Origin of the sequence: Sphingopyxis sp. (assembly GCF_035250425.1) — a bacterium.
Lineage (GTDB): Bacteria > Pseudomonadota > Alphaproteobacteria > Sphingomonadales > Sphingomonadaceae > Sphingopyxis.
The window spans coordinates 1-26,650 of record NZ_DATFFD010000036.1 but is presented as its reverse complement, the minus strand read 5'-3'; the positions used below and the strand labels follow the sequence as shown (position 1 = coordinate 26,650).

The window sequence follows — 26,650 nt, the reverse complement described above, 5'->3', positions numbered from 1 at the left end:
GCTAGGCAGCGCATATTGTCTTCGCCAGGGGTTTTGCCATGCTGCAGCTGTCATCGCGCGTCGCCGCGCCGCTCGTCCTTCTCGCCTGCGCGCTCGCCGTTCCGGCCGCCGCGAAGGACAAGGGACCGCCGGCGCCGCCCGCCCAGATCCGCGAACTCTATGCGTGCCGCGATATCGCCGACGCCGCGGCCCGCCTCGCCTGTTTCGACCGCGAGGTCGGTGAGCTGTCGGCCGCCGATACCGCGCAAGAAATCGTGTTCACCGACAAGGAAACCGCGAAGAAGACACGGCGCGGCCTGTTCGGTTTTTCCTTCCCCAAGCTGGGCGGGATTTTCGGCGGTGACGAGGACGAGATCAAGGAAATCGAGACGGTGATCCGCGGCGTCAGCACCGACCAGTCGGGCAAATATCGCCTGGTCATGGAGGATAATGCGGTGTGGGTACAGATCGACTCCACCAGCCTGCCGCGGCAACCCAAGCCGGGCCAGAAAGTGAAGATCAAGGTCGCGGCCATGGGCAGCTATTTCGCCTCGGTCGAGGGCGGCCGGACGATCCGCATGAAGCGCGACCGCTGATCGCGGCCGCTGCACGAACGATTCCAGCGAGATAGAGATGGCGGACGGCGACGCGATCCCGCTTCCGGGGCCGGGCTGTCCGCCCTTCGTGCTGCTCGACGACGCGCGCGCCGAGGGGGCGGCGGCGGCGCGGCTGTTCGCCCGCCCGGTCGAGGTATTGACGGCGCATTGCGCCGCCGAGGTTCCGGCGCTGCTTTCGGCGCTCGAAGCGGCGCAGGCGCGCGGGCTCCACGCGGCGGGCTATCTGACTTACGAGGCGGGCAAGGCGCTGGCGCCGGCGTGGCGCGGTGCGGTCGATACCGAAACCGGCGATGCGCCGCTCGGCTGGTTCGGGCTGTTTGACACGGTCCGGCGGATCGACGCCGGCAAGGTCACGGACCTGCTCCCCGATCCAGCGTCGGCGTGGATCGGCAAGGTCGCACCGCGCGTTGCGCGTGCCGACTATCTGGCTGCGGTCGAGGCCGTGCTCGATTATATCCGCGCGGGCGACATCTATCAGGCGAACTTCACCTTCCGCGCCGACGTGCCCGTGCTCGGCAATCCGCTCGCCATCCATGCGCGGCTGCGGCGCACCGCGCGCGCGGGCTATGGCGGGGTGATCTGGACCGGCGAACAGGCGATCGTGTCGCACTCGCCCGAGCTCTTCTTCGCGCTGCGCGAGGGGCAGGTGATGGCGCGGCCGATGAAAGGGACCGCAGCGCGGCTTGCCGATGCCGGGGCCGATGCTGTTGCGGCGCGCGAGCTTGCCGACGACCCCAAGCAGCGCGCCGAAAATCTGATGATCGTCGACCTGATCCGCAACGATTTGTCGCGCGTCGCGGTGCCCGGGTCGGTCGCGGTGCCCGGCCTGTTCCGTGTCGAAAGCTTTCCGACGATCCACCAGCTCGTCTCCGATGTCAGTGCGCGCCTGCCCGAAGGCGCCGGGGCGGTCGATGTGCTGCGTGCGGCTTTTCCCTGCGGGTCGATCACCGGGGCGCCGAAGGTCCGCGCGATGGAAATCATCGACGAGCTGGAAACGGGCGCGCGCGGGCTCTACACGGGCTCGATCGGGTTCATCGAGCCGGGGGGCGATGCGGCGTTCAATGTTGCGATCCGGACGCTTTTGTTACCGCAAAGCGCCTTGCAGGACGGCTCCGCTTGCGCCACGCTGGGACTGGGCTCCGGAATCGTCGCCGACAGCGAACCGGCTGAAGAATGGCGCGAATGTCTGGCCAAGGGGGAATTTGTGGGCGCAGCGGGGGAAAGCTTCGACCTCATCGAAACGATGTTCTTCGATCCGGTCGAAGGCGTCCAGCGGCTCGAGGGGCATCTGGCGCGGATGAAGGCGAGCGCCGCGGCGCTGGGTTTCACCTTCGACCGGCACGGGACGCGCAACAGCCTGCAATCGGCGACCTTCCGCCTGCGCAGCGCCGCGCGCGTGCGGATGCGGCTTGCGCCATCGGGCGCGCTGGCGATCGAGGTATCGCCGCTGCCACGGCTCGCCGAATTGCCCGTACCCGTCGCGGTGCGTCCCGCGCCGATGGCCGCCGACGATTTCCGTTTGACGCACAAGACGAGCCTGCGCGCCGCCTATGACGGCGCGCGGCACGAGAGCGGCACGGCCGAGGTCGTTTTCGTCGACGAGCCCGGTTTCGTCACCGAAGGGAGCTGGAGCAATGTCTTCGTCGAGCGCGATGGCCAGCTACTCACGCCGCCGCTCGCGCTCGGGTTGCTCCCCGGGGTGCTGCGCGCCGAACTGATCGACAAGGGGCGCGCGGTCGAATCGCACCTGCGGATCGCGGATCTGGAGAGCGGATTCTTCATCGGCAATTCACTGCGCGGGCTGATCCCGGCGCGGCTGGCGGACGCTGCGGTAACAAATAACTAAGCCCCTCCCCTTCAGGGGAGGGGCTTTATTTGGGTAACGCATAGGTAAATTATCAACCAGCGCGCTTGCGAATATCGGTTAGAGGCTTTAGGCGCGGCCGCGCGCAATTTCCTGTCCTTTTGCAGCCCGACCGCGCAAGCCACGGAAGATATCGTCATGTCGCTGAAGCCCCATGTCTCCGCCGCCCTCAACCGCATCCAGCCCTCGGCGACGCTCGCGATGACCGCGCGCGTGACGGCGCTGAAAGCCGCGGGCGTCGACGTGATTGGCCTCAGCGCGGGCGAGCCCGATTTCGACACCCCCGATTTCGTCAAGGAAGCGGCGATCGAGGCGATCCGTAACGGCCAGACCAAATATACGCTCGTCGACGGTACGGTGGCGCTGAAGGAAGCGATCCGCGGCAAGTTTCGCCGCGACAACGGCCTCGACTTCGGGCTCGACCAGATATCGGTCAACGTCGGCGGCAAGCACACTTTGTTCAACGCGCTCGTCGCGACCGTCGACAAGGGCGACGAGGTGATCATCCCCGCGCCCTATTGGGTCAGCTATCCCGACATCGTCGCCTTCGCGGGCGGCACGCCGGTGATCATCGAGGGCACCGCGGCGCAGAATTACAAGATCACCCCGGCGCAGCTCGACGCCGCGATCACGCCGAAAACGCGCTGGGTGATGTTCAACTCGCCGTCGAACCCCTCGGGCGCCGCCTATTCGGGCGAGGAACTCGACGCGCTCGGCGAAGTGATCCGCCGTCATCCGCATGTGATGGTGATGACCGACGATATGTACGAGCATGTCTGGTACGCCGATTTCGCCTTCACCACCTTCGCGCAGCGTTGCCCCGACCTGATCGACCGCATCCTGACCGTGAACGGCTGTTCGAAAGCCTATGCGATGACCGGCTGGCGCATCGGCTATGCCGGCGGCCCCGCGTGGATCATCAAGGCGATGGGCAAGCTCCAGTCGCAGTCGACGTCGAACCCCTGTTCGATCGCGCAGGCCGCCGCCGCCGCCGCGCTCGGCGGCCCGCAGCAGTTCCTCGACGACCGCAACGCCGCGTTCAAAAAGCGCCGCGACATGGTCGTCGCGATGCTCAACGACGCGCCGGGCCTGAACTGCCCCGTCCCCGACGGCGCCTTCTATGTCTATCCCGACGCGTCGGGCTGCATCGGCAAGAAAACCCCCGACGGCAAGCTGATCGACAGCGACGCGGCGCTCATCGACTATTTCCTCGACAGCGCCAAGGTCGCGGCGGTGCACGGCGGCGCTTTTGGCCTGTCGCCCGCGTTCCGCGTCTCCTACGCGACATCGGAAGCGGTGCTGAAGGAAGCGTGCGTGCGTATCCAGCAGGCATGCGCCGCGCTCAGCTGACGCCTTCCCGGCACAAACTATCTGCGCACGATTATTTTGTACCGATCGGTCTTGTAATCGCAGCGGCGGCGACTATTTGAACCTGAACGGCGGTTAACCGCCCGGTTCACCGGATAGTAAGTCATTTCCGTTAAGGGTGACTGCCATCACTGCACGGCTGGTCGGGGCGCTCCATATCGTCGGTGTAACCAAAGCGGTCTCGGCCGCGAATCGACAGATATGAAAAAAAGAGGCCCATATGCTCTCCATGCTCCGCTCCGACTGGTTTCTGACCATGCTCGCTGGCTTCGCGATTGGCGCGACCTATATCGTGCTCAATCAGCCGGCGCTGCCGATCCCGGCGTGACGCCGCTGCGGGGCGGCGTTTCGCTTCGCGCCGCCATAGCGCTGGCCGCAGGCGCGATCGTCGCGCAATGCGCCCCGGCGCAGGCCGAAAGCGTCGTCAAGCTGCCCGCCGCGCTCGTCGATCCCGCCGTCAATGCGAAGCGCGCGACCGCGGTACTCGCTGGCGGTTGTTTCTGGGGCGTCGAAGGCGTCTTTTCCAACGTCAAAGGCGTGATTTCGGTCGAATCGGGCTATCATGGCGGCAACGCCGCGACCGCCAAATATGAACTCACTCATGACGGCAAGTCGGGCCATGCCGAGGCGGTTCGCATCGTCTATGACCCGTCGCAGGTCAGCTATGGCGGCCTGCTCCGCATCCTCTTCTCGGTGATCGCCGATCCGACGCTCAAAAACCGTCAGGGGCCCGACACGGGGCCGCAATACCGCGCCGCGATCGTTCCGCTCGACGCCAGCCAGCGCCGGGTCGCGACCGCCTATCTGGCGCAGATCGGCGGCGGCAAATATTTCGCGAAACCGATCGTCGTGCCGGTCGAGGCGTACAAGCGCTTCTATCCCGCCGAGGCGAATCATCAGGATTTCATGCGCCGCAATCCGAAGAACGGCTATATCCTGCGCTGGGATGCGCCCAAGCTGGCGGCGTTGAAGCGGCTCTATCCCGATATGGTGCGGGCGAAGCCAGCACCCTGATAATAGCGCGCGGGCGAAGTCCGCGCCCTGAAATCCGCCGGGTTCCGCCACTGGTCGCGGCAGAAGAATCATTCATCGCAAATCGCTGGCCCCTCCCGCGCGCCTGCGGGACGCAGGAAAGGCCCGAGAGGGGTCGGGATGATATAAAGGTCGCAAGTGCGGGGTTTGAATGAAGTTTGAGTTTTCGGGCAGGCCGCTCCTCGCCGTGACGATGAGCGCGGCGGTGCTTGCGGGCTGCGCCAGCAGCGCCGCGATCATTCCGCAGCCGCGCGCGCAGCAGCCGGCGGCGGCGGTGCGCAGCCCGTCCGGTTCGGTGACGGTGCCGATCGGTCAACCGGTGCGCTCGGCGATGCCGCGTCCCGCCGGCCCCGTCGATCCCGGCTTCCGCCGCGCTCCCGCGGGTCTCAACGACCGCATCTATGAACTGTGGCGCGCTTTCCCCGGCAAGACCGGCATCGCGGTGCAGCGCATCGACGGCGAATGGGCGCTGTCGCAGCGCGGGAGCGAGCTGTTTCCGCAACAAAGCGTGTCGAAGCTGTGGGTCACGCTCACCGTGCTCGACGCGGTCGATCAGGGGCGGATGACGATGGACCAGCGGGTCCGCATCGGTCCGGAGGATCTGACCCTGTTCCACCAGCCGATCGCGGCGCGCGTGCGGTCCGAGGGATCGGTGACGATGAGCGTCCGCGACCTCATCGAAACCGCGATCACCCACAGCGACAACACCGCGAACGACAGCTTGCTGCGGACCGTCGGCGGTCCGAGCGCGGTGCGCGCCTTCGTTGCGAAAAAGGATCTGGGTTCGATCCGCTTCGGTCCCGGCGAACGCCTGCTGCAGGCGGGGACCGCCGGGCTGACCTGGCAGCAAAGCTATTCGGTGGGCCGCAATTTCGAGGCCGCGCGCGCCGCGCTGTCGGCCGCGACGCGCCAGGCCGCGATGAACAATTACCTCGCCAATCCCGTTGACGGCGCGAGCCCCGCCGCGATCGCCAGCGCGCTGACGCGGCTTGCGCGCGGAACCTTGCTGTCGCCCGAATCGACCGAATATCTGCAAGGCGTGCTGAGCCGAACGCGGAGCGGGCCGCGGCGGCTGAAGGCCGGGCTGCCGCCGGGCTGGCAGTTCATGCACAAGACCGGGACCGGTCAGAATCTGGGCGGCATGACCGCGGGCTATAACGACATCGGCATTGCGACCGCGCCCGACGGCACGCGCTATGCGATCGTCGTGATGATGGGCAGCACCACCGCGGGCATTCCTGCGCGCATGGCGCTGATGCAGTCGGTCTCGTCGGCGGTTGCCGAATATCATGGAAGGTAATCGAGGATGAAGCTTGCTGCCCTGCCGTTGGCCCTGCTGCCGCTCGCGCTCGCCGGCTGCGCGACGCCCGAGACGCGGCTGCGCACCGGGCTCAACAACGCCGGCCTGTCGAAGGCGATGTCGGCGTGCATGGCCGAACGCATGGTCGACCGGCTCTCGCTGGTCCAACTCCGCCGCCTGTCGGCGCTCGGCAGCCTCAAGGACAAGCGCGTTTCCGACCTCACGCTCGACCAGTTCTTCCGCAAGGTTCGCGCGCTCAAGGATCCCGAAATCCTGACCGTCTCGACCAGCTCGGCGGCGCTCTGCGCGCTGGGCTGATTTCTTAGTCGCCGGGAAAGCGCACGACGAGGTTCGGCGGCGGAAAGCTATCGCGCACCGTTTCGGAGCGGTCGACGGGCGGCCATGTCTCGCCGCGGAAAAAGCTGTCGATCGTGGCATATTGCCCGAGCCGCGTGAGCGCGGCGAAGACATAGGGCTGGCCCTCGGCACCGAGGATCGACGGGCGGTCGGCGAGGTGGAAATGCAGGTGCGGCGCGCTGGCCTGCCCGGTGAAGCCGAGGAAGCCCACGACTTGCCCGACCTTGACGCGGTCACCCACTTTGACGGGGGCGCCCTGTTTCAGATGTTCGTAGGTCGCGATGCGCCCGCCGCCGATGTCGAGCATGACGAAATTGCCGCTGGCGTCGGCGATGCCGGGCCTCGGCCTGCCCGACACGGTCGCCGGATCGGGAACATCGTCGCGGAGCGCGACGATCGTGCCATCGGCCACCGCGAGCACCTCGGCGCCGAAGCCATAGTGGTTCGCCGGAATATTGGCGTCGCCCGACGACAATTTTCCGCTCGTATCGATCTTCATCCAGTCAATCGCGAAGCGGCCGGGAAGGGTGGCCGTGCCCTCGGCGGCATAGAAGACGCGGCGGTGCCCGCGCTCCATGCCGGGGTCGTACACCGCCACCCACGGGCCGCCGCGCAAGGGCGGCGACAGGCGGGGCAGGGCGGCGGTTTCGGGTGTCGCCGCGCCGCCTGAAATCGTGAAATCACCCTCGTCGGTATCGATCTTGCTCAGCGTCAGGCTGTGCGAGATCGGTCCGCGGGGAAAGGTGGCCGCTACGGGCGCGCCGATATAGACGATAGCGCGGCGGCCGGGTGGAATGATGCGCGAATTGGCCTCGGGTGGTCCGACAAGATCGATCGCATTGGGCAGTTCGTCTCTGCCAAAGGTCTTGATCGGCGTGTCGCCTGCCTTGATCGCGAGCCCGTTCAGCTCGAGCGGGTGGCTGGAAAAATTGGTGAGGTGGAGTTCATAGACGAGCTGGTCGGTTGCGCCGATCCGGACAATTTTCGGCGCCTCGAAGATCTGCACATCGATCGACTGGTTCACTTGCGCTGCCGCCGGGCCTGGACCTGCGAGCGCCAACCATGCCAAAACAAGAAGCTTTATCCGCATCTTCGGCTCCTCTATCTCGATCCTCGACCCTGCCCGATTATCAACTCAGGCCCGGGGCGTCATCCGGAAGACGGACCGGCTGGCCGCACGCCTTTGCCGCGCACAAGAATATCTGCGGCTACCCGGGGGTGGAATTGGCGCCGAACTTGTGCTTAGGCGGCGCCGATCCTCTCCCTTTACAGAGTCGAAAGGCCCGGCAGACCTCATGAACATCCACGAATATCAGGCGAAAGAACTGCTCGCGAAATTTGGCGTCGCCGTGCCCAAGGGCATTGCCGCGATGAGCGTCGAGGAAGCCGTCGCCGCGGCGAAGCAGCTCCCCGGGCCGCTCTATGTCGTGAAGTCGCAGATCCACGCGGGCGGCCGCGGCAAGGGCAAGTTCAAGGAACTCGGCCCCGACGCGAAAGGCGGCGTCCGCCTCGCCAAGACCATCGAAGAGGTCGAAGCGCACGCCAAGGACATGCTCGGCAACACGCTGGTGACGATCCAGACCGGCGACGCCGGCAAGCAGGTCAATCGCCTCTACATCACCGACGGCGCCGACATTAAGCAGGAATTCTACCTCGCTTTGCTCGTCGACCGTGGTTCGAGCCGCATCGCGGTCGTCGCCTCGACCGAAGGCGGCATGGACATCGAAACCGTCGCGCACGATACGCCCGAAAAGATCCACACCATCATCATCGATCCCGCCACGGGCCTCCAGCCGCACCACGGCCGCGCCGTGTCGGCGGCGCTCGGCCTGTCGGGCGATCTTGCCAAGCAGGCCGCGAAAGTGCTCGCGGGTCTGTATGACGCGTTCCTCGGCACCGATGCCGAGCAGATCGAAATCAACCCGCTCGCTGTCTGCGAAGGCGCGAACGGCGACGAACTGCTCGTCCTCGACGCCAAGGTGGCGTTCGACGGCAATGCGATGTTCCGCCACAAGGATCTCGCCGAGCTGCGCGACCTGACCGAAGAAGACCCGGCCGAGGTCGAGGCGTCGGAATATGACCTCGCCTACATCAAACTCGACGGCAACATCGGCTGCATGGTCAACGGCGCCGGCCTCGCGATGGCGACGATGGACATCATCAAGCTGAACGGCGAATTCCCGGCCAACTTCCTCGACGTCGGCGGCGGCGCTTCGAAGGAAAAGGTCACCGCAGCGTTCAAGATCATCCTCAAGGACCCCGCGGTGAAGGGCATCCTCGTCAACATCTTCGGCGGCATCATGAAATGCGACATCATCGCCGACGGCATCGTCGCCGCGGCGAAGGAAGTGAACCTCTCGGTGCCTTTGGTGGTCCGCCTCGAAGGCACAAACGTCCAGGAAGGCAAGGACATCCTCGCCAATTCGGGTCTGCCGATCGTTGCGGCCAATGATCTGGGTGATGCGGCGAAGAAGATCGTCGCGGAAGTCCGCGCGGCTTGAGCTTAAACCTCCCCTTGGGGGAGAGGGAAGCTAGGTTGACGTTTACGTAAACGCCAATTATGACGCGGTGCACAATTTGCTGAGAGGAGCTTTAAGCCCATGAAAATCCTCGTCCCCGTCAAGCGGGTGCTCGATTATAACGTCAAGCCGCGGGTCAAGTCCGACGGCACGGGCGTTGACCTCGCCAATGTCAAAATGTCGATGAATCCGTTCGACGAGATCGGTGTCGAAGAAGCGATCCGCCTGAAGGAAAAGGGCGTCGCGACCGAGATTGTCGCCGTCAGCGTCGGCCCGGCGAAGGCGCAGGAAACGCTGCGCACCGCGCTCGCGATGGGCGCCGACCGCGCGATCCTGGTGCAGACCGACGATGCCGTCGAGCCGCTCGCGCTCGCGAAGATCTTCAAGGCCATTGCGGACGCCGAACAGCCCGGCCTTGTCATCCTCGGCAAGCAGGCGATCGACGACGACAACAACCAGACCGGCCAGATGCTCGCGGCGCTGACCGGCTGGGCACAGGGCACCTTTGCCAGCGCGGTCAATGTCGACGGCGATCATGTCAATGTGACCCGCGAAGTCGACGGCGGCCTCGAGACGGTGAAGCTCAAGCTTCCCGCGATCGTCACCACCGACCTGCGTCTGAACGAGCCGCGCTATGCCAGCTTGCCGAACATCATGAAGGCAAAGTCGAAGCCGCTCGATACCAAGACCCCCGCCGATTACGGCGTCGACACGGCGCCGCGCGTCAAGACGGTCAAGGTTTCGGAACCGCCGGTCCGCTCGGCGGGCGTCAAGGTCGCCGATGTCGATGAACTGGTTGCCAAGCTCAAAGCGCTGGGCGTCCATAGCTGATTCTGCCTCCGTTCGTGTCGAGCGAAGTCGAGACACCCATCGGGACAGCGCAAGATCGAGGGGCATCTCGACTTCGCTCGATGCGAACGGGAAGGGATGAAGGAACAAACATATGAAAACTCTGGTTTGGGTCGAACATGACGGCAGCGCCGTCAAGGACGCCACGCTCGCGGTGGTCACTGCCGCGTCGAAGCTGGGCGAAGTCCATCTGCTCATCGCCGGTTCGGGCGTCGATGCGGTCGCCAAGGAAGCCGCGCAGATCGCCGGCGTCGGCAAAGTCCATGTCGCCGACAACGCCGCTTTCGGTCATAATCTGCCCGAAAATGTCGCGCCGCTCGTCGCCGAGCTGATGGCTTCGCACGACGCCTTCCTCGCGCCCGCGACGACCACCGGCAAGAACATCGCGCCGCGCGTCGCCGCCTTGCTCGACGTGATGCAGATTTCGGAAATCCTGTCGGTCGAGGGTCCCAAGACCTTCACCCGCCCGATCTATGCCGGCAACGCAATCGCGACGGTCGAATCGTCGGACGCGAAGTTGGTCCTCACCGTTCGCGGCACCGCGTTCGACAAGGCTGCCACCTCGGGCGGTTCGGGCACGGTCGAAGCCGTCTCGGCTGGCGGCGATGCCGGCCTCTCGAGCTTCGTCGGCGCCGAAATCGCCAAGTCGGCGCGTCCCGAACTCACCTCGGCAAAGATCATCGTGTCGGGCGGCCGCGCGCTGGGTTCGAGCGAGAAATATGAAGAAGTCATCGTCCCGCTCGCCGACAAGCTGGGCGCCGCGCTCGGTGCCTCGCGCGCCGCGGTCGATGCGGGTTATGTCCCCAACGACTATCAGGTCGGCCAGACCGGCAAGATCGTCGCGCCGCAGGTCTATTTCGCGATCGGCATCTCGGGCGCGATCCAGCATCTTGCGGGCATGAAGGATTCGAAGACGATCGTCGCGATCAACAAGGACGAGGACGCCCCGATCTTCCAGGTCGCCGACTTCGGCCTCGTCGCCGATCTGTTCAGCGCCGTTCCCGAACTGACCGGCAAGATCTAAGCGGCTTCGTGGCGGGCGACCATCCCGGGGTGCCCGGACTGGGCGACGCGCCGTTCAATGCCGGCGGTCGCCGCGCGGCGCGGAACGAAACTAACGAAGCGGTCGAGGGCGACGACGCCCTCGACCGCTCGTTGATTCTGGCGAGCGTCGCGCGCGACGCGCGGCTCGACAAGAAATTCCTCCTGCTCATCATCCTCGCGGCGATGATCGCTACGCTCGGTCTGCTGCAAAGCTCGACCGCGGTCGTCATCGGCGCGATGCTCGTGTCGCCGCTGATGGGGCCGATCATGGGGCTCGGCTTCGGCCTCGCGACGATCGAAAGCAATTTGATCAAGCGCTCGCTGGTGACGCTGGCCGCCGGGATGGCGGTTGCAGTGCTTGTCGCGATGCTCATCATCTGGCTGTCGCCGATCAAGGACGTCACCCCAGAACTGCGCGCCCGGACGCAGCCGACCCTGCTCGACCTCGGCGTCGCGGTCGTCGGCGGCATCGCCGGCGTCTATGCGATCATGCGCAAGCTGTCGGGGGTGATGGTCGGCGTCGCGATCGCGACCGCGCTGGTGCCTCCACTATCTACCGTCGGTTTCGGCCTCGTCACCGGCCGGTTCGATTTCGCGATGGGGGCGGCGCTGCTGTTCCTGACGAACACGCTCGCCATCGCCTTTGCCGCGACGATCGTCGCGCGGCTCAACCATTTCGGACCGTCGCTCACGCCGCAGCACACCGCGATGCAGGTCGTCGGCATCGCCGCGACGCTTGGCATTCTCTCGATCCCGCTCGCGCTGACGCTCAACAGCCTGGCGGGCGAGGTGCGCGCGCGGTCGGTCGTGCAGGCCGAGTTGCGGTCGTTGCTCGGCGAAAGCGACCGCGTCGACAGCCTCAACGTGCGGATGGAACGCGATGCGATTGCCGTCGACGGCGTGGTGCTCGTCGATCGCTATGCAGGGCGGCTCGACAAGCAGCTCGCGGCGAAGATCGGCGCCGAACTGGGCCGCGAGGTGCGCGTCAATATCGTCCAGCTGCGGCAACAGACCAACGCCGCGGTGCAGGTCGAGGAACAGCTGGGTCGCCGCCTCGCCGCGCTCGAACAGCGCGAGGAGGACAGCCGCGCAATCCTCGCCGGCCTCACCGTCGGCGAATTGCTGCCGCGCGAGCGCGTGCTCGTCGACCGTCAGGCGCGCCGCGTCATCGTTCAGCGTGACCGCGAGGTCGAGGGCGAGCAGGTCGCCGCGGCGATCGACCGCATCATGGCGTCGGTGCAGGCGGACCATCCGCAATGGCTGATCCAGAATGGCAGCCTCACCGCCGCAAAGGTGCCCCCGACCGAAGCCGCCGCGACCGAATAGCCTTGTGCAGACCTATTCGGGTTGACCTGTGGCGCCCGATCCCATTTGATGCACGCCGAGCCCGGCCGACGGTCGGGCAGGGGAGAGACGATATGCGCGGCAAGCGACTGGCGTTGGCGATGATGATGGCGAGTGCGGGCCTGGCGGCGATCGCGCCCCCGCTGTACGCGCAGGCGGCGCGCCCCGAAGTGCTGACGATCGACAAGGCGCGGATCGATGCGGCGCTGAAGGCGATGATCGCCGATGGCCGCGCCGCGGGCACCTCGGCGCTGATCTGGCAGGATGGGCGCGAGGTCTATTTCGGCAGCGCCGGGATGGCCGACCGCGACGCGAAGCGCCCGATGCGCCGCGACACGATCGCGCAAATCTATTCGATGACCAAGCCCGTCACCGGCGTCGCGCTGATGCAGCTTTGGGAGCAGGGCAAGTTCCACCTCGACGACCCGCTCGCCAAATATCTCCCCGAATACGCCGAGATGCGCGTCTATGCGGGCAAGGATGCCGCGGGCCAGCCGCGCTATGTCGCGGCCGAACGCCCGATCACCGTCCGCGACATCCTGCGCCACACCGCGGGCTTCGCCTATGGCGCCGGGCCGACGCCCGCGCACGACGCCTATGTCGCCGCCGAGCCGCTCGCGCTGACGATCCCGCTGTCCGAGGCGAGCCGCCGCCTCGCGAGCGTGCCTTTGCTCTACCAGCCGGGAACGCGGTGGGAATATAGCATCGCGGTCGATGTGCAGGCGGCGCTCGTCGAGAAACTGTCGGGCCAGCCCTTTGCCGACTATGTCCGCACCCATATCTTCGAACCGCTCAAAATGCGTGAAACCGCATGGCGCCAGCCCGACGCACGCCTGCTGCGCTTCGCGGCGATGAATGTGAAGAAGGATGGCAAGCTGGTCCAGCAAGCCGCGGCCGAGGCGCAACTGCTGAATTTCGGGGATCATGCGCTGACCCCGGGCGGCTTCGGTCTCGCCGCGACGCTCGACGATTATCAGCGCTTCGCGCGCATGCTGCTGAACGAGGGTGAACTCGACGGCGCGCGCATCCTCAGGTCTTCGACTGTGCGGCTGATGGCGACCGACCAGCTCGACCCCGCGATCAAGGAACGCGCGTGGCTCCCCGGCAAGGGCGCGGTCGGCTTCGGTTTAGACTTCGCGGTGCGCAAGTCGCCGCCGCAAACCCGCCAGGAAAATCGCGGCGCGGTTGGCGAATATTTCTGGGACGGCATGGCATCGACCCTCTTCTGGGTCGATCCGGCGAACCGGCTGACCGCGGTCTTCTTTGTCCAGACCATCCCCTTTGACGGCACGCTCCACCGCGATTTTCGCGCCGCCGTCTATGGCGCGGATTATCGGGGGCCGGCGGGCGACTGACGGCGATGTTTTTCGGCCTTGCAGCCGACCCGGCCGAAGGCGTTCGGCGATGCCGTGTGCAAGGCGATCATGCGCAACGCCAAATTTGAACCCGCGCTCGATGCCGGAGGCAGCCCGACCGCCTCCTATTGGTTGAACTCGGTCGTCTTCCATATGTAGAAGGTGGCGGACCGTTTCAGTGCAACGGAAACAGCTCTAACGCTTCCGCACAAACTCGGCGCGCAGCACCAGCCCCTTGATCCCCTCATGCCGGCAGTCGATTTCCTGATCGTCGCCGGTCAGGCGGATCGACTTGATCACCGTCCCGACCTTCAGTGTCTGCCCCGCCCCTTTGACGTTCAAATCCTTGACCAGCACGACCGAGTCGCCATCGGCGAGCAGATTGCCGACCGCGTCGCGCACCTCGGGACCCGCGGCCGCAGCGGCATTGCGCGCAGCAAAATCGCTCGCGGACATCCATTCGCCGCTCGCCTCGTCATAGACATAATCGTCATCGTCGCTGGTCATTCTTTTATCCCGGTTTGCGGAAGCGCAGGGTGAACTGGTCGGTCTTGCCGCGGATTTCCTTGTCGAAGACATTGGCGCTACGCGGATCGGCAGGGCGGCGATAGAGATCGCTTTCGGCTTCGAGCTTGAAACCCGCCTTGGTCAGCGTCGCGACGACCGCATCCTTGTCGATCCGGTGCAGGCTGTCGGACAAGGTCGTGCCGCTGCCCTTCGCGGCGCTATGGTCGACGACGACCAGCGTGCCGCCGGGCTTCAGCGCCGCGAACAAGGCCGCGCCCGCCTTGTCGCCCGTCCCCGCGGGAAAGGGCTTCAGATAAAGGTCATGGAAATTCTGCACGGTGATGATCGTGTCGAGCGGTTCGGGAAAGGCGGGCGCCGCGAACGGTCCGGCGACGGCGTCGACATTGACATAGGCGGCATCGATCGCGGCCTGGTCGTCGCCATATTGCCTCTTGAACGCGATGAACTCGGCGGGCTGGAAGGCAAAGACCTTCCCCGACGGGCCCACCGCCGCGGCGAGAAGGCGGGTGACGTACCCGCCCCCCATGACATAATCGCCGACCTTCTGTCCGGATTTGACCTGTGCGAAGGCGAGCAGTTCGGCGGGTTTGCGCGCGGCGTCACGTTCGCGGTCGGCGGCGGGCCGCGCCGGATCGGCGAGCGCGGTCTTGTAACTCGTAATGGCTGCCTGCTTGGCGGCGAGCGGGGTTGCCGAAACGGCAAGCATCAGGGCGAGGGTAAGCGGGCGGATCATGGCATCGACTCCCATTATCTTGTCCCGCCGTCATAGCGCTTTGTCGCACGCCCCGCGCGCTTATTTGCATATCGCGATTTTGATGATAGGTTTTTCTGTGAAACTAAAAAATCAGGCCAAAAGACTTGGGAGAGCGGACATGCATGATCTGGTGATTCGCGGCGGCACCGTCGTCGATGGTTCGGGCGGAGCGCCCTTTGTCGCGGATGTCGCGATCGATGGCGACCGGATCGTCGCGGTCGGCGAAAATCTCGGCGCCGGCACCAAGGAAATCGACGCGGCGGGCAAGATCGTCACCCCCGGCTTCGTCGACGTCCACACCCATTATGACGGGCAGGCGACATGGGACGCCGAAATGGCGCCGTCAAGCTGGCACGGCGTCACCACCGTCGTGATGGGCAATTGCGGCGTCGGCTTCGCCCCCGCCAAGCCCGATCGCCACGACTGGCTGATTTCGCTGATGGAAGGCGTCGAGGACATTCCCGGCACCGCGCTCGCCGAAGGCATGTCGTGGGACTGGGAAACCTTCCCCGAATATATGGACGCGCTGGAGAAACTGCCGCGCACCGTCGATGTCGCGTGCCACGTCCCGCACGGCGCGGTGCGCGCCTATGTGCTCGGCGACCGCGAAAAGCCCGGCGCGATTCCGACCGATGACGACATCGCCGAAATGTCGCGCATCGTCGAGGAAGGCGTGCGCGCGGGTGCACTCGGTTTCTCGACCAGCCGCACCGTTCTGCACAAGTCGATCGACGGCGAACTCGTCCCCGGCACCACCGCGACCGCCGAAGAACTGATCGCGATCGGCCGCGCGATGGGCCGCGTCGGTTACGGCGTGTTCGAAATGGCGAGCGACCTGAAACGCGAGTGGAACGAGTTTCAGTGGATGGGCGATTTGAGCCGCGAAACCGGACTGCCGGTGACCTTCGCCGCGCTCCAGTCGATCGCCAAGGAACTGCCGCTCGAGGAGCAGATCGAGGAAATGCGGCGCCAGAACGCGACCGGCGCGAACATCGTCGCGCAGATCGCATTACGCGGCAACGGCATCATCATGGCGTGGCAGGGCACCGTCCATCCCTTCCGCTTCAAGCCCGCATGGAACGAGATCATCGACCTGCCGTGGGACCAGCAGCTCGCGAAGCTGAAAGACCCGGCATTCAAGGCGCGGATGATCGCCGAGGAAAATGTCTGGCCCGAAAGCGACATCCTCGACTTCCTCAAGGTCGTCGCCTTGGGTTGGCCGGTGCAGTTCGAAATGGACCCCGATTTCAACTATGAGCCCAAGATGGACGAAAGCATCATGGCGCGCGCTGCCGCCGCGGACGTCTCGCCGTCCGAATATGCCTATGACCTGCTGATGAAGGACGATGGCAAGGGCTTCATCTACTTCCCGATTTTGAACTACCGCGACGGCAACCTCAATTTCCTCGAGGATCTGCAGGCCGCCGACGATACGGTGAACAGCCTTTCGGATGGCGGCGCGCATTGCGGCACGATCTGCGACGCCGCCTCGCCGACCTTCATGCTCCAGCATTGGGTGCGCGACCGCAAAGGCCATCGCATCGCACTCGAACACGCGGTGAAGCGCCAGTGCCGCGACACCGCGCTGCTCTATGGGCTAGAGGATCGCGGTGTGCTCGCGCCCGGTTATCTCGCCGACCTCAATGTCATCGACATGGACGCGATCAAGCTCGGCAAGCCCTGGCTCGCCTTCGATCTGCCCGCGGGCGGCAAGCGCCTGCTGCAAAAGGCCGACGGCTATGTCGCGACGGTGAAGTCGGGGGTCGTGACCTTCAAGGACGGCACTATGCAGGGGCCGACGCCGGGCGGCGTCATCCGCGGCCCGCAGCGCGTCGAAATGGCGATGGCGGCGGAGTAGGGGCGGCTATTGATTTGGTAACAATTTGCGACTATATGACCGCGAGACGGGCTGGCAGAGGCTAGATATATCTCTGGCAACCCGCTTACTTAGGGGCTCCTGCGGGAGCCCCGTTTCGTTTGGGGGAACGAAATGTTGCAAACAGCGGTTTTTGTCGATGCCGGTTATCTGTTTGCCGCCGGCTCCGCGCTTATCAGCGGGCAACGCAAACCACGGACCGAATGTCGGCTCGATATTGAAAAAGCCATTGAATCCATATCGAAATTCTCTGGCGCGGTGGAACCGAATGCCCGATTGCTCCGCATATATTGGTACGACGGAATCCGACCGTATAATGGCCCTAGCACGGAACAAGCCGCACTCGGCAAAGCGCATAATGTCAAGCTGCGCCTAGGAATGCTCAATAGCCAAGGGCAGCAGAAGGGCGTCGATTCGTTGATCGTCACCGACCTCATCGATCTTGCACGGAACAAGGCGATCAGCGATGCGCTGATCCTTGCGGGTGACGAAGATTTGCGTGTCGGGGTTCAGGTCGCGCAGTCCTATGGCGTGCGTGTGCATCTGCTCGGCGTTGCGCCGACGCGTGGCAACGTGTCACCCCATTTGATGCAGGAAATCGATTCGCTGGCCGAACTTTCGGCCGATCATGTGAAAGCATTTCTGACGTGCGCGGCTGCGGCTGCGGCTCCGGTCCCCCCGCTCGCGGCCGCAAAGCCGGTGTTGGAGCAGCCCAAAGTGCCCGATGACGCGCCGATCGACATGTCAGCGGTCGTGGACAGTGTTTTCGTTCGTTTTGATGCGGAGCAGGTTGAGGCATTTCGCGCGCATCTGGCGACGAGCAACAGTCTGCCGCGCGAAGTTGATGCGCCGATGCTGGCACAGGCGCGCGACGAACTCGGTCGGGATCTGACGGTCGACGAAAAGCGCACCGCGCGGGCCATCGCTCGGAAAAAGCTGGAGGCCCATTAGCAATCGCGGCGGAGCAATTCGCGCCTATCGCACCAGCAAATCCGAAGGCAGCGTCGGTTCGCTGACGATCTTCGCCATGCGCCGCCACATCTCGTCGCGGCCCGGCTTTCCGCGCTCGACCCAGGCGCGCACCATCGTCTCGCCGAGGCCGTAGTTGATCACATAGCTGCGATACTGGTCGGTGAAGCTCACCGATTGTTCGGCGCGCTTCGCTGAGACGAGCAGATATTTCTGCGTCAGCGCGACGGCGGTCGGCCGGTCGATCACGCCGTCGAGATATTGCTGCGCGATCGTCAGCCGCGCGCCCGACGCACGCTTGATCGCCGCGAGCAGCTGCCAATAGCGATCGTCCGCCGGCACCGCGATTTCGGCGATCGGCATCAGTATATCGCGTTCGGTATCGGCCTTGCTGCTTTCGGGAAAGGCAAGGTCGATGCCGTAATTGGCGCTGCCCTCGGCGATCAGGCTTTGCGGGCTATAGAGCGGATAGACGCTGAATTCGGCCCAGCCGCGCTCCTTTACCAGCTTTTCCTCGAGCTTCATGTTGAGCAGATGATGCCCCGGATACCCCTCGTGACAGCCGAGGTCGAGTGCGCGCGACAGCCGGATCGGCAGGTCGGTGTTGACCTGGATCAGGCTGTGATAGCCACCCTGATAATGGTTATAGCCGCTCCAGCTTTTGCCGGTGACGAATTCGAGGCGAAAACTCTCCCCCTCGGGCATCGGAATATGCGCCATGCTGCGCCCGCGGCAGCGCGCGATCGCGGCGTCGAAGGTCTTTTGCAGCCGGTCCTTGGGGATGGTGAAGGCGTCGAGATAGGCCTCGACGCGGTCCGGCAGCGGACCCTCGCCGGGGACGAGCGCCTCGATCTTCGCCAGTTCGGCGTCATAGCTTGCGAGCGGCTTCAGTCTTGGCCGGACCCCGAACAGCCGCTCGGCTTCGTCGGCGAAGGCGAAGCGCGTGCCCTGCATCATCTGCAATCGCGTCTCGCCGGCGCGAAGCTGGGCGCGCAGGAAGGTCGCGCGGCGTTTGGCGAGCGGATCGGATATCCGCCGCGCGGCGAGATCGATCTCGGCCATCAACGCGCGCGTCGCCGCGAGCAGGGCGGGCTTGTCGCGCGGCGCCGCTTCGGCCGCCTTTTTGAGTTCGGGCGGGCCGTAATAGGCGTCGATATAGCCGGGTTCGTGTGTTCCGATTTCGAGCGTCAGCTGCAGATAGGCGGCAGCGATCTCGTCGAGCGCCTTGGTCGATGCCGCGGTGCGGCGCACGTCGAGCGTGGCGATACCGGGTTTGTCTATGGGGCGTTTGCTTTCGCCGGTTGCACAGCCCGACAGGGCGGTGACCAGCGACAGGGCAATCAGTTTGCGCATCATGCTGCCGCTATACTGCCGCTTTCGGACGTGTCACGCACATCGCCGTCGGCGGCGATTTCGGCGTCGGATTCGCTCTCGATCACATCATGCTGCGGATGGAGCGGGGCGAAGCGCAGCACAGCAAAGCCCAGCAGCGCGGCGGCGAGCGAGCCCATCAGGATGCCGATCTTCGCCTCTTCGATCAGCAGCGCGTCGCCCGGAAAGGCGAGCCCGCCGATGAACAGGCTCATCGTGAAGCCGATGCCGCACAGCGCCGCGACGCCATAGATTTGCAGCCAGGTCGCGCCGCGCAGCTTGCCCGCGATGCCGAGTTTGACGCTCAGCCACACGCTGCCGAAAATGCCGACCTGTTTGCCGAGGAACAGCCCCGCGGCGATGCCGAACGGCAGCGGCGCGAAAATCTGCTCGGCGGTCAGCCCGCTCACATCGACCCCGGCGTTGGCGAAGCCGAACAAAGGCACGATCGCAAAGGCGACCCACGGGTGAAGCCCATGCTCAAGCTTGTGCAGCGGCGAAGTCGCGCTGTCGGGCGCGCCCGGCGTGTGCTCGATCGGGATCGCCATCGCGGCGAGGACCCCGGCAATCGTCGCGTGGACGCCCGAGAGCAGCATCGCATACCAGAGGAAGGCGAACATCAAGAAGTAGAGCGGCAGACCCCTCATCCGCAGGCGCCCCATCGCGAACATCAGGCCCAAGATGACCGCCGCCACGCCGAGTGCGACGAGATTGATCTTGGCGGTGTAGAAAAGCGCGATGATCGCGACCGCGCCCATGTCGTCGACGATCGCGACGGTGACGAGGAACAGCTTGAGCGAGGTCGGCGCGCGCTTGCCGAGCAGCGCGAGCACCCCCATCGCAAATGCGATGTCGGTCGCGGCGGGGATCGCCCAGCCCTGCGCCAGCCCCGGCGTGCTGCCCGCAAAGAGCATGTAGAGCGCCGCTGGCACCGCCATCCCCGCCGCCGCGGCGATGAACGGCAACCGCCGCCGGTCCCAGCTCGCGAGCCGCCCGTCGACGAACTCGCGTTTGATCTCCAGCCCGACGAGCAGGAAAAAGATCGCCATCAGCCCGTCGTTGATCCACAGATGGACCGTCATCGGGCCGAGCTTGTCGGCGAGCACCGGCCCGGTCACGGCATGGATCGCGTCGTGGTAAACTGTCCCCAGCGACGAATTGGCGACAATCATTGCCAAAATGGCTGCGAAAATCAGCAAAATTCCTCCGGCACTCTCGCTGGCAAGAAAGTCGCGTAACGCAGAACGGGGCGGAAAACTGCGAGTCATGGGTGGGTTATTTCCTTGGTTCGTCAGGCGATTTGACGTTCGTCTACCGGTGGGCGCCAATCTTTACAAATTCGCCTTCTTCATTAGCACTATCGGCGGCGATGACATCAGGTCATCGGTGGGGGCGGGGCTAGCACAGTGGAGCTGTCGACCGCATGGCTGGAATGGCTGGTGCTGGGTGCCGGCCACGAACTGATGCTGTTCGCATCGGTCGGAATCCTGCTGTTCGGGCTCGATGACCTGCTTTTCGACGCGCTGTGGCTGGCGACACGCCGGCGCGGACGGTCGCTGACGCCGACCGCGCCGCCGGTGGAGGGGCGCTTCGCGATCTTCGTGCCCGCGTGGGACGAAGCGAAAGCGCTTCCCGCGATGTTGCGGCGGACGCTTGGCGCGTGGGAGGGCGAGGATTTCCGGCTTTACGTCGGCTGCTATCCCAACGACGCCGAGACGCTCTTCGCCGTGTCGCCGCTGGTCGCGCGCGACGGACGGCTGCGGCTCGTCGTCGGCAGCCAGGAAGGGCCGACCACCAAGGGCGACAATCTCAACCGGCTGTGGGCGGCGCTCGCCGAGGACGAGCGCGCCGAGGGCGTTCGGTTTGCTGCGATCGTCCTTCACGATGCCGAGGATCATGTGCATCCAGGCGAACTCGCACTCTATCGCCGCTATCTCGGCGAAAATGCGATGGTGCAAATTCCCGTCGTGCCCTTGATCAAGCGTGATCAGCGCTGGATCGGCGGGCATTATGGCGACGAATTTGCCGAAGCGCACGGCAAGGAATTGGTCGTTCGTTCGCGCCTCGACCTGCCGCTTCCGTCGGCAGGGGTCGGTTGCGCGCTGACGCGCACCGCGCTGGCGCTGCTGGCGATCGAGCGCGGCGGCGAACCTTTTCGCTCTGACAGCCTGACCGAAGATTATGAGATCGGCATGGTGATCGGCGCCTATGGCCTGGGAACGCGCTTTGTCGACACGGTGGAACCCGCGGGCGACCGTATCGTGTCGCGCGGCGCCTTTCCGGGCGGGGCCGAAGAGGCGGTGCGGCAGAAATCGCGCTGGATCGCCGGGATCGCGCTGGCGGGATGGGATCATCTGGGCTGGCCGGGGTCGCGGCGCGATGAAGCCGATCTTCGCAGCGGCAGCGCTTGGATCGCACGCTGGATGCTGTGGCGCGACCGCCGTGCGCCGCTCGCCGCGCTCGTCCTCCTTGCAGCATATGTCGGGGCGCTGCTGACGGCGCTGGGCTGGGCTGGGCAATATCTGTTCGGCTGGAATGCGGTCATCGTCGGTAACGGCATGCGGCTGCTGCTCGCCTTCAATGCGGTCATGCTATGCTGGCGCCTGGCGATGCGTGGGCATTTCACGGCGCGCTGGTACGGCCTCAGCGAAGCGATGTTTTCGCTGCCGCGTGCGTTTTTTTCAAATGTGATCGCGATGCTCGCGGCGCGGCGCGCGGTCGGCCTTTATTGGCGCATGCTGCGATCGGGCGAGATCATATGGGACAAAACCGAACATCTGGAACATGAGAGCGCATACGACGACGCATTTGCAAGGACGGTGGCGCGGTGATGACGCGCCGGGCCGACGCGCGGCGCGACGCGCCAGCGCTGCGCTTTCTGCTGCTGTGCGTGGGCGGCTGGATCGCCATGCGGATCATGATCGTGTGGAATCCCGCTTTCGTGCCGCCCCCCGATGCAGCCACCATGCCGTGGACCGTGCCGTCCCGCTTTGTCGCGAGCCAAAGCGTTCCGGATCGCGAGCCACACGTCGACGCGGCGCCGATGCGTGCCGCGCCATCGCTGCGCGAGCGGGCGTCGCATGCTTTAGTCGTGCCGGGGCCGGGATCGGCCGATGAACCGCGCACGCCAGGAGAAGAATTGGCTTCGGGCGGTTTTGGTGCCGATCGTCACAGCCTTCGCCTGGCGCTGATGGCGCGGCTGCTGCCGTCGGCCCCCGGGGGCGTCGCGCGCTCGGCGCTTGGCGCGGGCGGGCCGGCATGGTCTTCGTTCGCGCCCGCGGCGCGCGCCGAGCCGGGGCAGGGCAAGCCATTCTGGCTGCAGCGACAGCTTTCGAGCTGGTCGCTCGGCGGCTGGCTCTATTTGCGCGAAGGGGGGAATGCGTCCGAAACCATCGGCGGAGCGAGCCAGCTCGGCGGCAGTCAAGCGGGGCTTCGCCTTGCCTATGGGTTCGGTGACACCGGCCGCATCCGCGCCTATGGCCGCGCGACGATCGCGGTGCAGCGGCCGCAGCAGCGCGAGCTTGCCTTCGGCCTCGCCTTTGCCCCGCTTGCGCATCTGCCGGTCGATCTCGCGATCGAGCAGCGCGTCGCCGCGGGGAAGGAAGGGCGCACCGCGCTAGCCATGATGGCCAGCGGCGGAGTTTCCGACGTCGCGCTGCCCGCCGGTTTCCGGCTCGACGCCTATGCGCAGGCGGGCGTCGTCAGCGCGCGGCGGCGCGACGGTTTTGCCGACGCGGCAATCGTGGTCGATCGCCGCCTTGGTCCCGATGACGCATCGTTGCGCCTCGGCGCGCTCGCGGCGGGGGCGGTGCAGCCGGGCGCGGCGCGCGTCGATGTCGGTCCGCGGTTGACGCTCCGCCTGCCCGATGTCGGCGAGGGCAGCCGCATCGCGCTCGACTGGCGCCAGCGCGTCGCGGGCGATGCGCGCCCCGAAAGCGGCTTGGCGCTGACCCTCGCGAGCGACTTCTAGAGAAGGGTAAAATTTAGCCGCCGCGGCCGATTCCCCACGCCGAAAAAATGGTCTAGGGTTCTTGGAATCGGCGCGGTTCCAGCGCCGCTGAGCGCAATCGGGGCCAATGGACCTTTACCTTCCTGTCGCCAATCTGTCGGTCAATGCGCTGGTCATCATCCTGCTGGGTGGCGGGGTGGGTTTCCTGTCGGGCATGTTCGGCGTCGGCGGCGGCTTCCTGACCACGCCTTTGCTGATCTTTTACGGCATCCCGCCGACGGTTGCCGCGGCATCGGCGGCGACGCAGGTGACGGGCGCGAGCGTGTCGGGGGTGATGGCGCATCTCGAGCGCGACGGTGTCGATTTGCGCATGGGCGGCGTCCTGGTGGCGGGCGGCCTGCTCGGATCGCTCATCGGTGCGGGGCTGTTCGAACTGCTTACCGCCTGGGGCCAGATCGATACGGTGATCAACATCCTCTATGTCGCGTTGCTTGGTATCGTCGGCACCTTCATGGGGCGCGAGGCGTGGGGAAGCTACCGCGCCGCGCAGAGCGGATTGCCGGCCCCCGCGCGCAAGCGGCGCCATCATCCCATGGTCGCCAATATGCCGATGCGCTGGCGCTTCTATCGTTCGGGCCTGTATATTTCGCCGCTCGCGCCGCTGCTGCTCGGCATGGTCGGGGGCGTGCTCACGATGCTGCTCGGCGTCGGCGGCGGCTTCATCATGGTACCCGCGATGCTCTACCTGCTCGGCATGGGGACGCAGGTGGTCGTCGGCACGTCTTTGTTCCAGATATTGTTCGTGACGATCGCGACGACGATGGTCCATGCGCTGACCACCGGCGCGGTCGACATCGTGCTCGCGGGGTTGTTGTTGCTGGGCAGCGTCGTCGGTGCCCAGTTCGGCGCGCGTTTCGCCCAAAGCGTAAAACCCGAATATCTGCGCATGGCGCTCGCGGCGATCGTCCTGCTCGTCGCGCTGCGCATGGGGGTCGATCTGTTCATTCGCCCTGAAGAAATCTACACGGTGCAATGAGCGCGCCGCGCGCCTTGCTCCTGTCGCTCGCGATGCTGCTGCCCGCCGCCGCGCACGCAGCGGACCCGCGACTGGTGCCCGACGTGTCGAGCCGCGCGATCGACATCCAGTACAGCTTTACCGGCGAGGAATTGCTGCTGTTCGGCGCGATCCTTTACCCCGGTCAGCGCCTGCCCGACGACCGCGCCGACATCGTCGTCGTGCTGAAGGGTCCGGTGCGGCCGATCGTGCTGCGCGAAAAACGCCGCGTCGCGGGCATCTGGGTCAATGCCAGCAGCATCCGGCTGCGCACGTCCCCGGGTTTTTACGCGATCGGCTCGTCGCGCCCGATCGACAAGCTGGTCGACGAGCGCACCGCCGCGATCTTCGAACTCGGCCTCGCCAATCTGTCGATGTCGCCAAGCGGATTTTCGGAGGCAAGGAAGCTCGAGCGCTTCGAGGCGGGGCTGACCGACCTCTACCGCCGCTCGGGCCTCTTCGTCGAAAATCCGTCCGCGGTCGAAATCACCGAAGGCGTGCTCTATCGCGCGCGCATCCCGGTGCCGGCGCGCGTTCCCGTTGGCACCTACCGCGCCGAAACCTATCTGATCAGCCGTGGGCGCGTGCTCGCCGTCGCCTCGCGCGATGTCCAGATCCGCAAGGCCGGGTTCGAGCGCTTCGTCGCGCTCGCGGCGCAGCGGCACGGCTTTCTGTATGGCCTATCGGCGGTCGTCCTGTCGCTGCTCCTCGGCTACGGCGCTTCGGCGATTTTCCGCCGTCGTTGACGCCAAAGTTCACGGCCTATTTACCCTCAGCTGCGATACCCGGCCGGGGACCACAATCGGCGGGGCGGATAGATGGACATGCAGGGCGGCGGATTCAGCGCCGGGGACTTGACCGCGGCACAGCATGTTCGGCTGGCCGGCGGCGGCGTGGCGGCACCCGTTGCGGCGGTAACCAACCATCATCGCGACGATCTGATGATCGGCGAAGTCGTCGATATTTCGGGGTCGGCCTCGCGCATCCTGCTCGATGCCGCGGCGATCGGCAAATTGTCCTCATCCAGCGATTCTGCGGTGGCGATGGCGGGGCAGGTCGGGGCGCAGGTCAAGGTACGCGTCGGCAATATCTGGCTGATCGCCAGCATCCGCGACCAGCAGCTGCACGAACGCGGCGAGGGGCTGATCATCGCGACGATCGACTTCCTTGGCGAAGGCGAAGAAGAAAAGATCACCGGCCGCATTCACAATTTCCGCCGCGGCGTGACGCGCTACCCGATCCCGGGCAGCCAGGTTTTCGCGGCGACCAGCGCCGATCTCAAGCAGATATATGCCGCCGACGAACGCGCGCATGTCGAAATCGGCACCGTCTATCCGACCAAGGATATTCGCGGATCGCTCTATGTCGACGCGATGCTGGGCAAGCATTTCGCGCTGCTCGGGTCGACCGGTACGGGTAAATCGACCAGCGCGGCGCTGATCCTCCACAAGATCTGCGAGCTCGCGCCGCAGGGCCATATCGTGATGATCGACCCGCACGGCGAATATTCGGCGGCGTTCAAGGGCATCGGCGCGCTGTTCGATGTCGACAACCTCGCCATGCCCTATTGGCTGATGAATTTCGAAGAGCATTGCGAAGTGTTCGTCACCGCCGAGGGCCGCGACCGCCAGGCCGATTGCGACGTGCTGGCGCGCTGCCTGCTCCAAGCGCGAACGAAGAACCGGCTGGCCGAAGGCATGACGAAGATCACCGTCGATTCGCCAATCCCCTATCTGCTCTCCGACCTGCTCAACATTCTGCAAAACGAGATGGGCAAGCTCGACAAAGCCACTTCATCGGCGCCGTTCATGCGCATCAAGGGTAAGATCGAGGAAATGCGCGCCGACCCGCGCTATAATTTCATGTTCTCGGGCATGCTCGTCGCCGACACGATGACGAATTTCATCGGCAAGATTTTTCGCCTGCCGTCGGACGGCCGGCCGATCTCGATCATCGACGTGTCCGGTGTGCCGTCGGACATCACCGGCGTCGTCGTCGCGGTGCTGTCGCGCCTGACCTTCGACTATGCGATCTGGTCGCGCGGCGAGCCGCAGCGTCCGATCCTGCTCGTCTGCGAGGAAGCCCACCGTTACATCCCGTCCAAGGATACCGGCCAGGGGCAGGCGGTGCGCAAGATCCTCGAGCGGATCGCCAAGGAAGGCCGTAAATACGGCGTCTCGCTCGGCCTCATCACCCAGCGCCCGTCCGATCTGGCCGAAGGGGTGTTGTCGCAGTGCGGCACGATCATCTCGATGCGCCTCAACAACGAACGCGACCAGCATTTCGTGAAGGCCGCGATGCCCGAAGGCGCGCGCGGGTTCATCGATTCGATCCCGGCCTTGCGCAACCGCGAATGCATCGTCTGCGGCGAAGGCGTCTCGATCCCGATCCGCGTCTATCTCGACACGCTCGAGGAAGAAAAGCGGCCCGCGTCGAGCGATCCGCTCTTCTCGAAACTGTGGCGCGAAACCGGCGGCGAGGCCGAAATCCTCGAGCGCGTCGTCAAGCGCTGGCGCAGCCA

Annotated in this window: 23 protein-coding genes; 18 read left to right on the top strand and 5 right to left on the bottom strand. The window is 65.4% G+C overall.

Annotated elements, in window-relative coordinates:
* Positions 1-38: 38 nt before the first annotated feature.
* The 6 genes from VJ811_RS02645 to VJ811_RS02620 all read left to right on the top strand — a co-directional run bounded on the left by VJ811_RS02645 (position 39) and on the right by VJ811_RS02620 (position 6,478).
* On the top strand, positions 39-575 hold the full coding sequence (locus VJ811_RS02645) for a hypothetical protein (RefSeq protein WP_324070721.1): 537 nt from the start codon (positions 39-41) through the stop codon (positions 573-575).
* Positions 576-612: 37 nt separating this feature from the next.
* Entirely contained in the window at positions 613-2,442 is a 1,830-nt protein-coding gene (gene pabB, locus VJ811_RS02640; protein ID WP_324070720.1) for an aminodeoxychorismate synthase component I, read from the top strand.
* 156 nt (positions 2,443-2,598) lie between these two features.
* Positions 2,599-3,810 carry a pyridoxal phosphate-dependent aminotransferase gene (locus VJ811_RS02635; RefSeq protein ID WP_324070719.1) on the top strand — a complete coding sequence of 404 codons (1,212 nt, stop codon included), beginning with the start codon at positions 2,599-2,601 and terminating at the stop codon, positions 3,808-3,810.
* A gap of 342 nt (positions 3,811-4,152) precedes the next feature.
* Positions 4,153-4,842 carry a peptide-methionine (S)-S-oxide reductase MsrA gene (gene msrA, locus VJ811_RS02630; protein ID WP_324070718.1) on the top strand — a complete coding sequence of 230 codons (690 nt, stop codon included), beginning with the start codon at positions 4,153-4,155 and terminating at the stop codon, positions 4,840-4,842.
* Between the two features lie 169 nt (positions 4,843-5,011).
* Positions 5,012-6,160 (top strand): serine hydrolase, encoded by a 1,149-nt coding sequence (locus VJ811_RS02625; protein WP_324070717.1) that lies wholly within the window; start codon positions 5,012-5,014, stop codon positions 6,158-6,160.
* A gap of 6 nt (positions 6,161-6,166) precedes the next feature.
* A complete protein-coding gene (locus VJ811_RS02620) occupies positions 6,167-6,478 on the top strand; it encodes a hypothetical protein (protein WP_324070716.1) in 312 nt (103 codons plus the stop codon).
* Between the two features lie 4 nt (positions 6,479-6,482).
* Here VJ811_RS02620 and VJ811_RS02615 read toward each other — a convergent pair whose 3' ends face one another.
* A complete protein-coding gene (locus tag VJ811_RS02615; protein WP_324070715.1) occupies positions 6,483-7,541 on the bottom strand; it encodes a M23 family metallopeptidase in 1,059 nt (352 codons plus the stop codon).
* A 271-nt stretch (positions 7,542-7,812) separates the two neighbouring features.
* Between VJ811_RS02615 and sucC the strand changes: the two genes are divergently transcribed.
* From sucC to VJ811_RS02590, 5 genes are all read left to right on the top strand, one after another.
* Positions 7,813-9,018 (top strand): ADP-forming succinate--CoA ligase subunit beta, encoded by a 1,206-nt coding sequence (sucC, locus tag VJ811_RS02610; RefSeq protein WP_324070714.1) that lies wholly within the window; start codon positions 7,813-7,815, stop codon positions 9,016-9,018.
* Between the two features lie 99 nt (positions 9,019-9,117).
* A complete protein-coding gene (locus tag VJ811_RS02605; RefSeq protein ID WP_324070713.1) occupies positions 9,118-9,867 on the top strand; it encodes an electron transfer flavoprotein subunit beta/FixA family protein in 750 nt (249 codons plus the stop codon).
* 112 nt (positions 9,868-9,979) lie between these two features.
* Positions 9,980-10,909 (top strand): electron transfer flavoprotein subunit alpha/FixB family protein, encoded by a 930-nt coding sequence (locus VJ811_RS02600; RefSeq protein WP_324070712.1) that lies wholly within the window; start codon positions 9,980-9,982, stop codon positions 10,907-10,909.
* Between the two features lie 8 nt (positions 10,910-10,917).
* A complete protein-coding gene (locus VJ811_RS02595) occupies positions 10,918-12,255 on the top strand; it encodes a DUF389 domain-containing protein (RefSeq protein WP_324070711.1) in 1,338 nt (445 codons plus the stop codon).
* A gap of 92 nt (positions 12,256-12,347) precedes the next feature.
* Positions 12,348-13,628, top strand: coding sequence for a serine hydrolase domain-containing protein (locus tag VJ811_RS02590; protein WP_324070710.1), 1,281 nt, complete (start codon positions 12,348-12,350; stop codon positions 13,626-13,628).
* Positions 13,629-13,823: 195 nt separating this feature from the next.
* Here the strand turns inward: VJ811_RS02590 and VJ811_RS02585 are convergent, their stop codons facing one another.
* Positions 13,824-14,135, bottom strand: coding sequence for an alkylphosphonate utilization protein (locus VJ811_RS02585; protein ID WP_324070709.1), 312 nt, complete (start codon positions 14,133-14,135; stop codon positions 13,824-13,826).
* 4 nt (positions 14,136-14,139) lie between these two features.
* Entirely contained in the window at positions 14,140-14,889 is a 750-nt protein-coding gene (locus VJ811_RS02580) for a methyltransferase (protein WP_324070708.1), read from the bottom strand.
* A 139-nt stretch (positions 14,890-15,028) separates the two neighbouring features.
* Between VJ811_RS02580 and VJ811_RS02575 the strand changes: the two genes are divergently transcribed.
* Together VJ811_RS02575 and VJ811_RS02570 are read left to right on the top strand one after the other, a co-directional pair.
* Positions 15,029-16,768 (top strand): D-aminoacylase, encoded by a 1,740-nt coding sequence (locus tag VJ811_RS02575; RefSeq protein WP_324070707.1) that lies wholly within the window; start codon positions 15,029-15,031, stop codon positions 16,766-16,768.
* Between the two features lie 132 nt (positions 16,769-16,900).
* Positions 16,901-17,737: an NYN domain-containing protein gene (locus VJ811_RS02570; RefSeq protein ID WP_324070706.1), complete on the top strand. Its 837-nt coding sequence runs from the start codon at positions 16,901-16,903 to the stop codon at positions 17,735-17,737.
* 24 nt (positions 17,738-17,761) lie between these two features.
* On the opposite strand, the gene VJ811_RS02565 is transcribed toward VJ811_RS02570, so the two are convergent.
* Both VJ811_RS02565 and nhaA read right to left on the bottom strand, forming a co-directional pair.
* Complete coding sequence (locus tag VJ811_RS02565; protein ID WP_324070705.1) at positions 17,762-19,111, bottom strand: hypothetical protein; 1,350 nt, start codon at positions 19,109-19,111, stop codon at positions 17,762-17,764.
* Complete coding sequence (gene nhaA / locus VJ811_RS02560; protein ID WP_324070704.1) at positions 19,108-20,394, bottom strand: Na+/H+ antiporter NhaA; 1,287 nt, start codon at positions 20,392-20,394, stop codon at positions 19,108-19,110. The genes VJ811_RS02565 and nhaA overlap by 4 nt, the downstream gene beginning before the upstream one ends.
* 138 nt (positions 20,395-20,532) lie before the next feature.
* Here nhaA and VJ811_RS02555 point away from each other — a divergent pair, with 138 nt between their 5' ends.
* The 5 genes from VJ811_RS02555 to VJ811_RS02535 form a co-directional block, all read left to right on the top strand.
* Entirely contained in the window at positions 20,533-21,957 is a 1,425-nt protein-coding gene (locus VJ811_RS02555; RefSeq protein ID WP_324070703.1) for a glycosyl transferase family protein, read from the top strand.
* Positions 21,954-23,096: a hypothetical protein gene (locus VJ811_RS02550; protein ID WP_324070702.1), complete on the top strand. Its 1,143-nt coding sequence runs from the start codon at positions 21,954-21,956 to the stop codon at positions 23,094-23,096. Before VJ811_RS02555 ends, VJ811_RS02550 begins: the two co-directional genes overlap by 4 nt.
* Before the next feature lie 106 nt (positions 23,097-23,202).
* On the top strand, positions 23,203-24,111 hold the full coding sequence (locus tag VJ811_RS02545; RefSeq protein WP_324070701.1) for a sulfite exporter TauE/SafE family protein: 909 nt from the start codon (positions 23,203-23,205) through the stop codon (positions 24,109-24,111).
* Entirely contained in the window at positions 24,108-24,875 is a 768-nt protein-coding gene (locus VJ811_RS02540) for a TIGR02186 family protein (RefSeq protein ID WP_324070700.1), read from the top strand. Before VJ811_RS02545 ends, VJ811_RS02540 begins: the two co-directional genes overlap by 4 nt.
* A gap of 195 nt (positions 24,876-25,070) precedes the next feature.
* The coding region (locus tag VJ811_RS02535; protein ID WP_324070723.1) for an ATP-binding protein at positions 25,071-26,650 on the top strand (1,580 nt) is incomplete at its 3' end.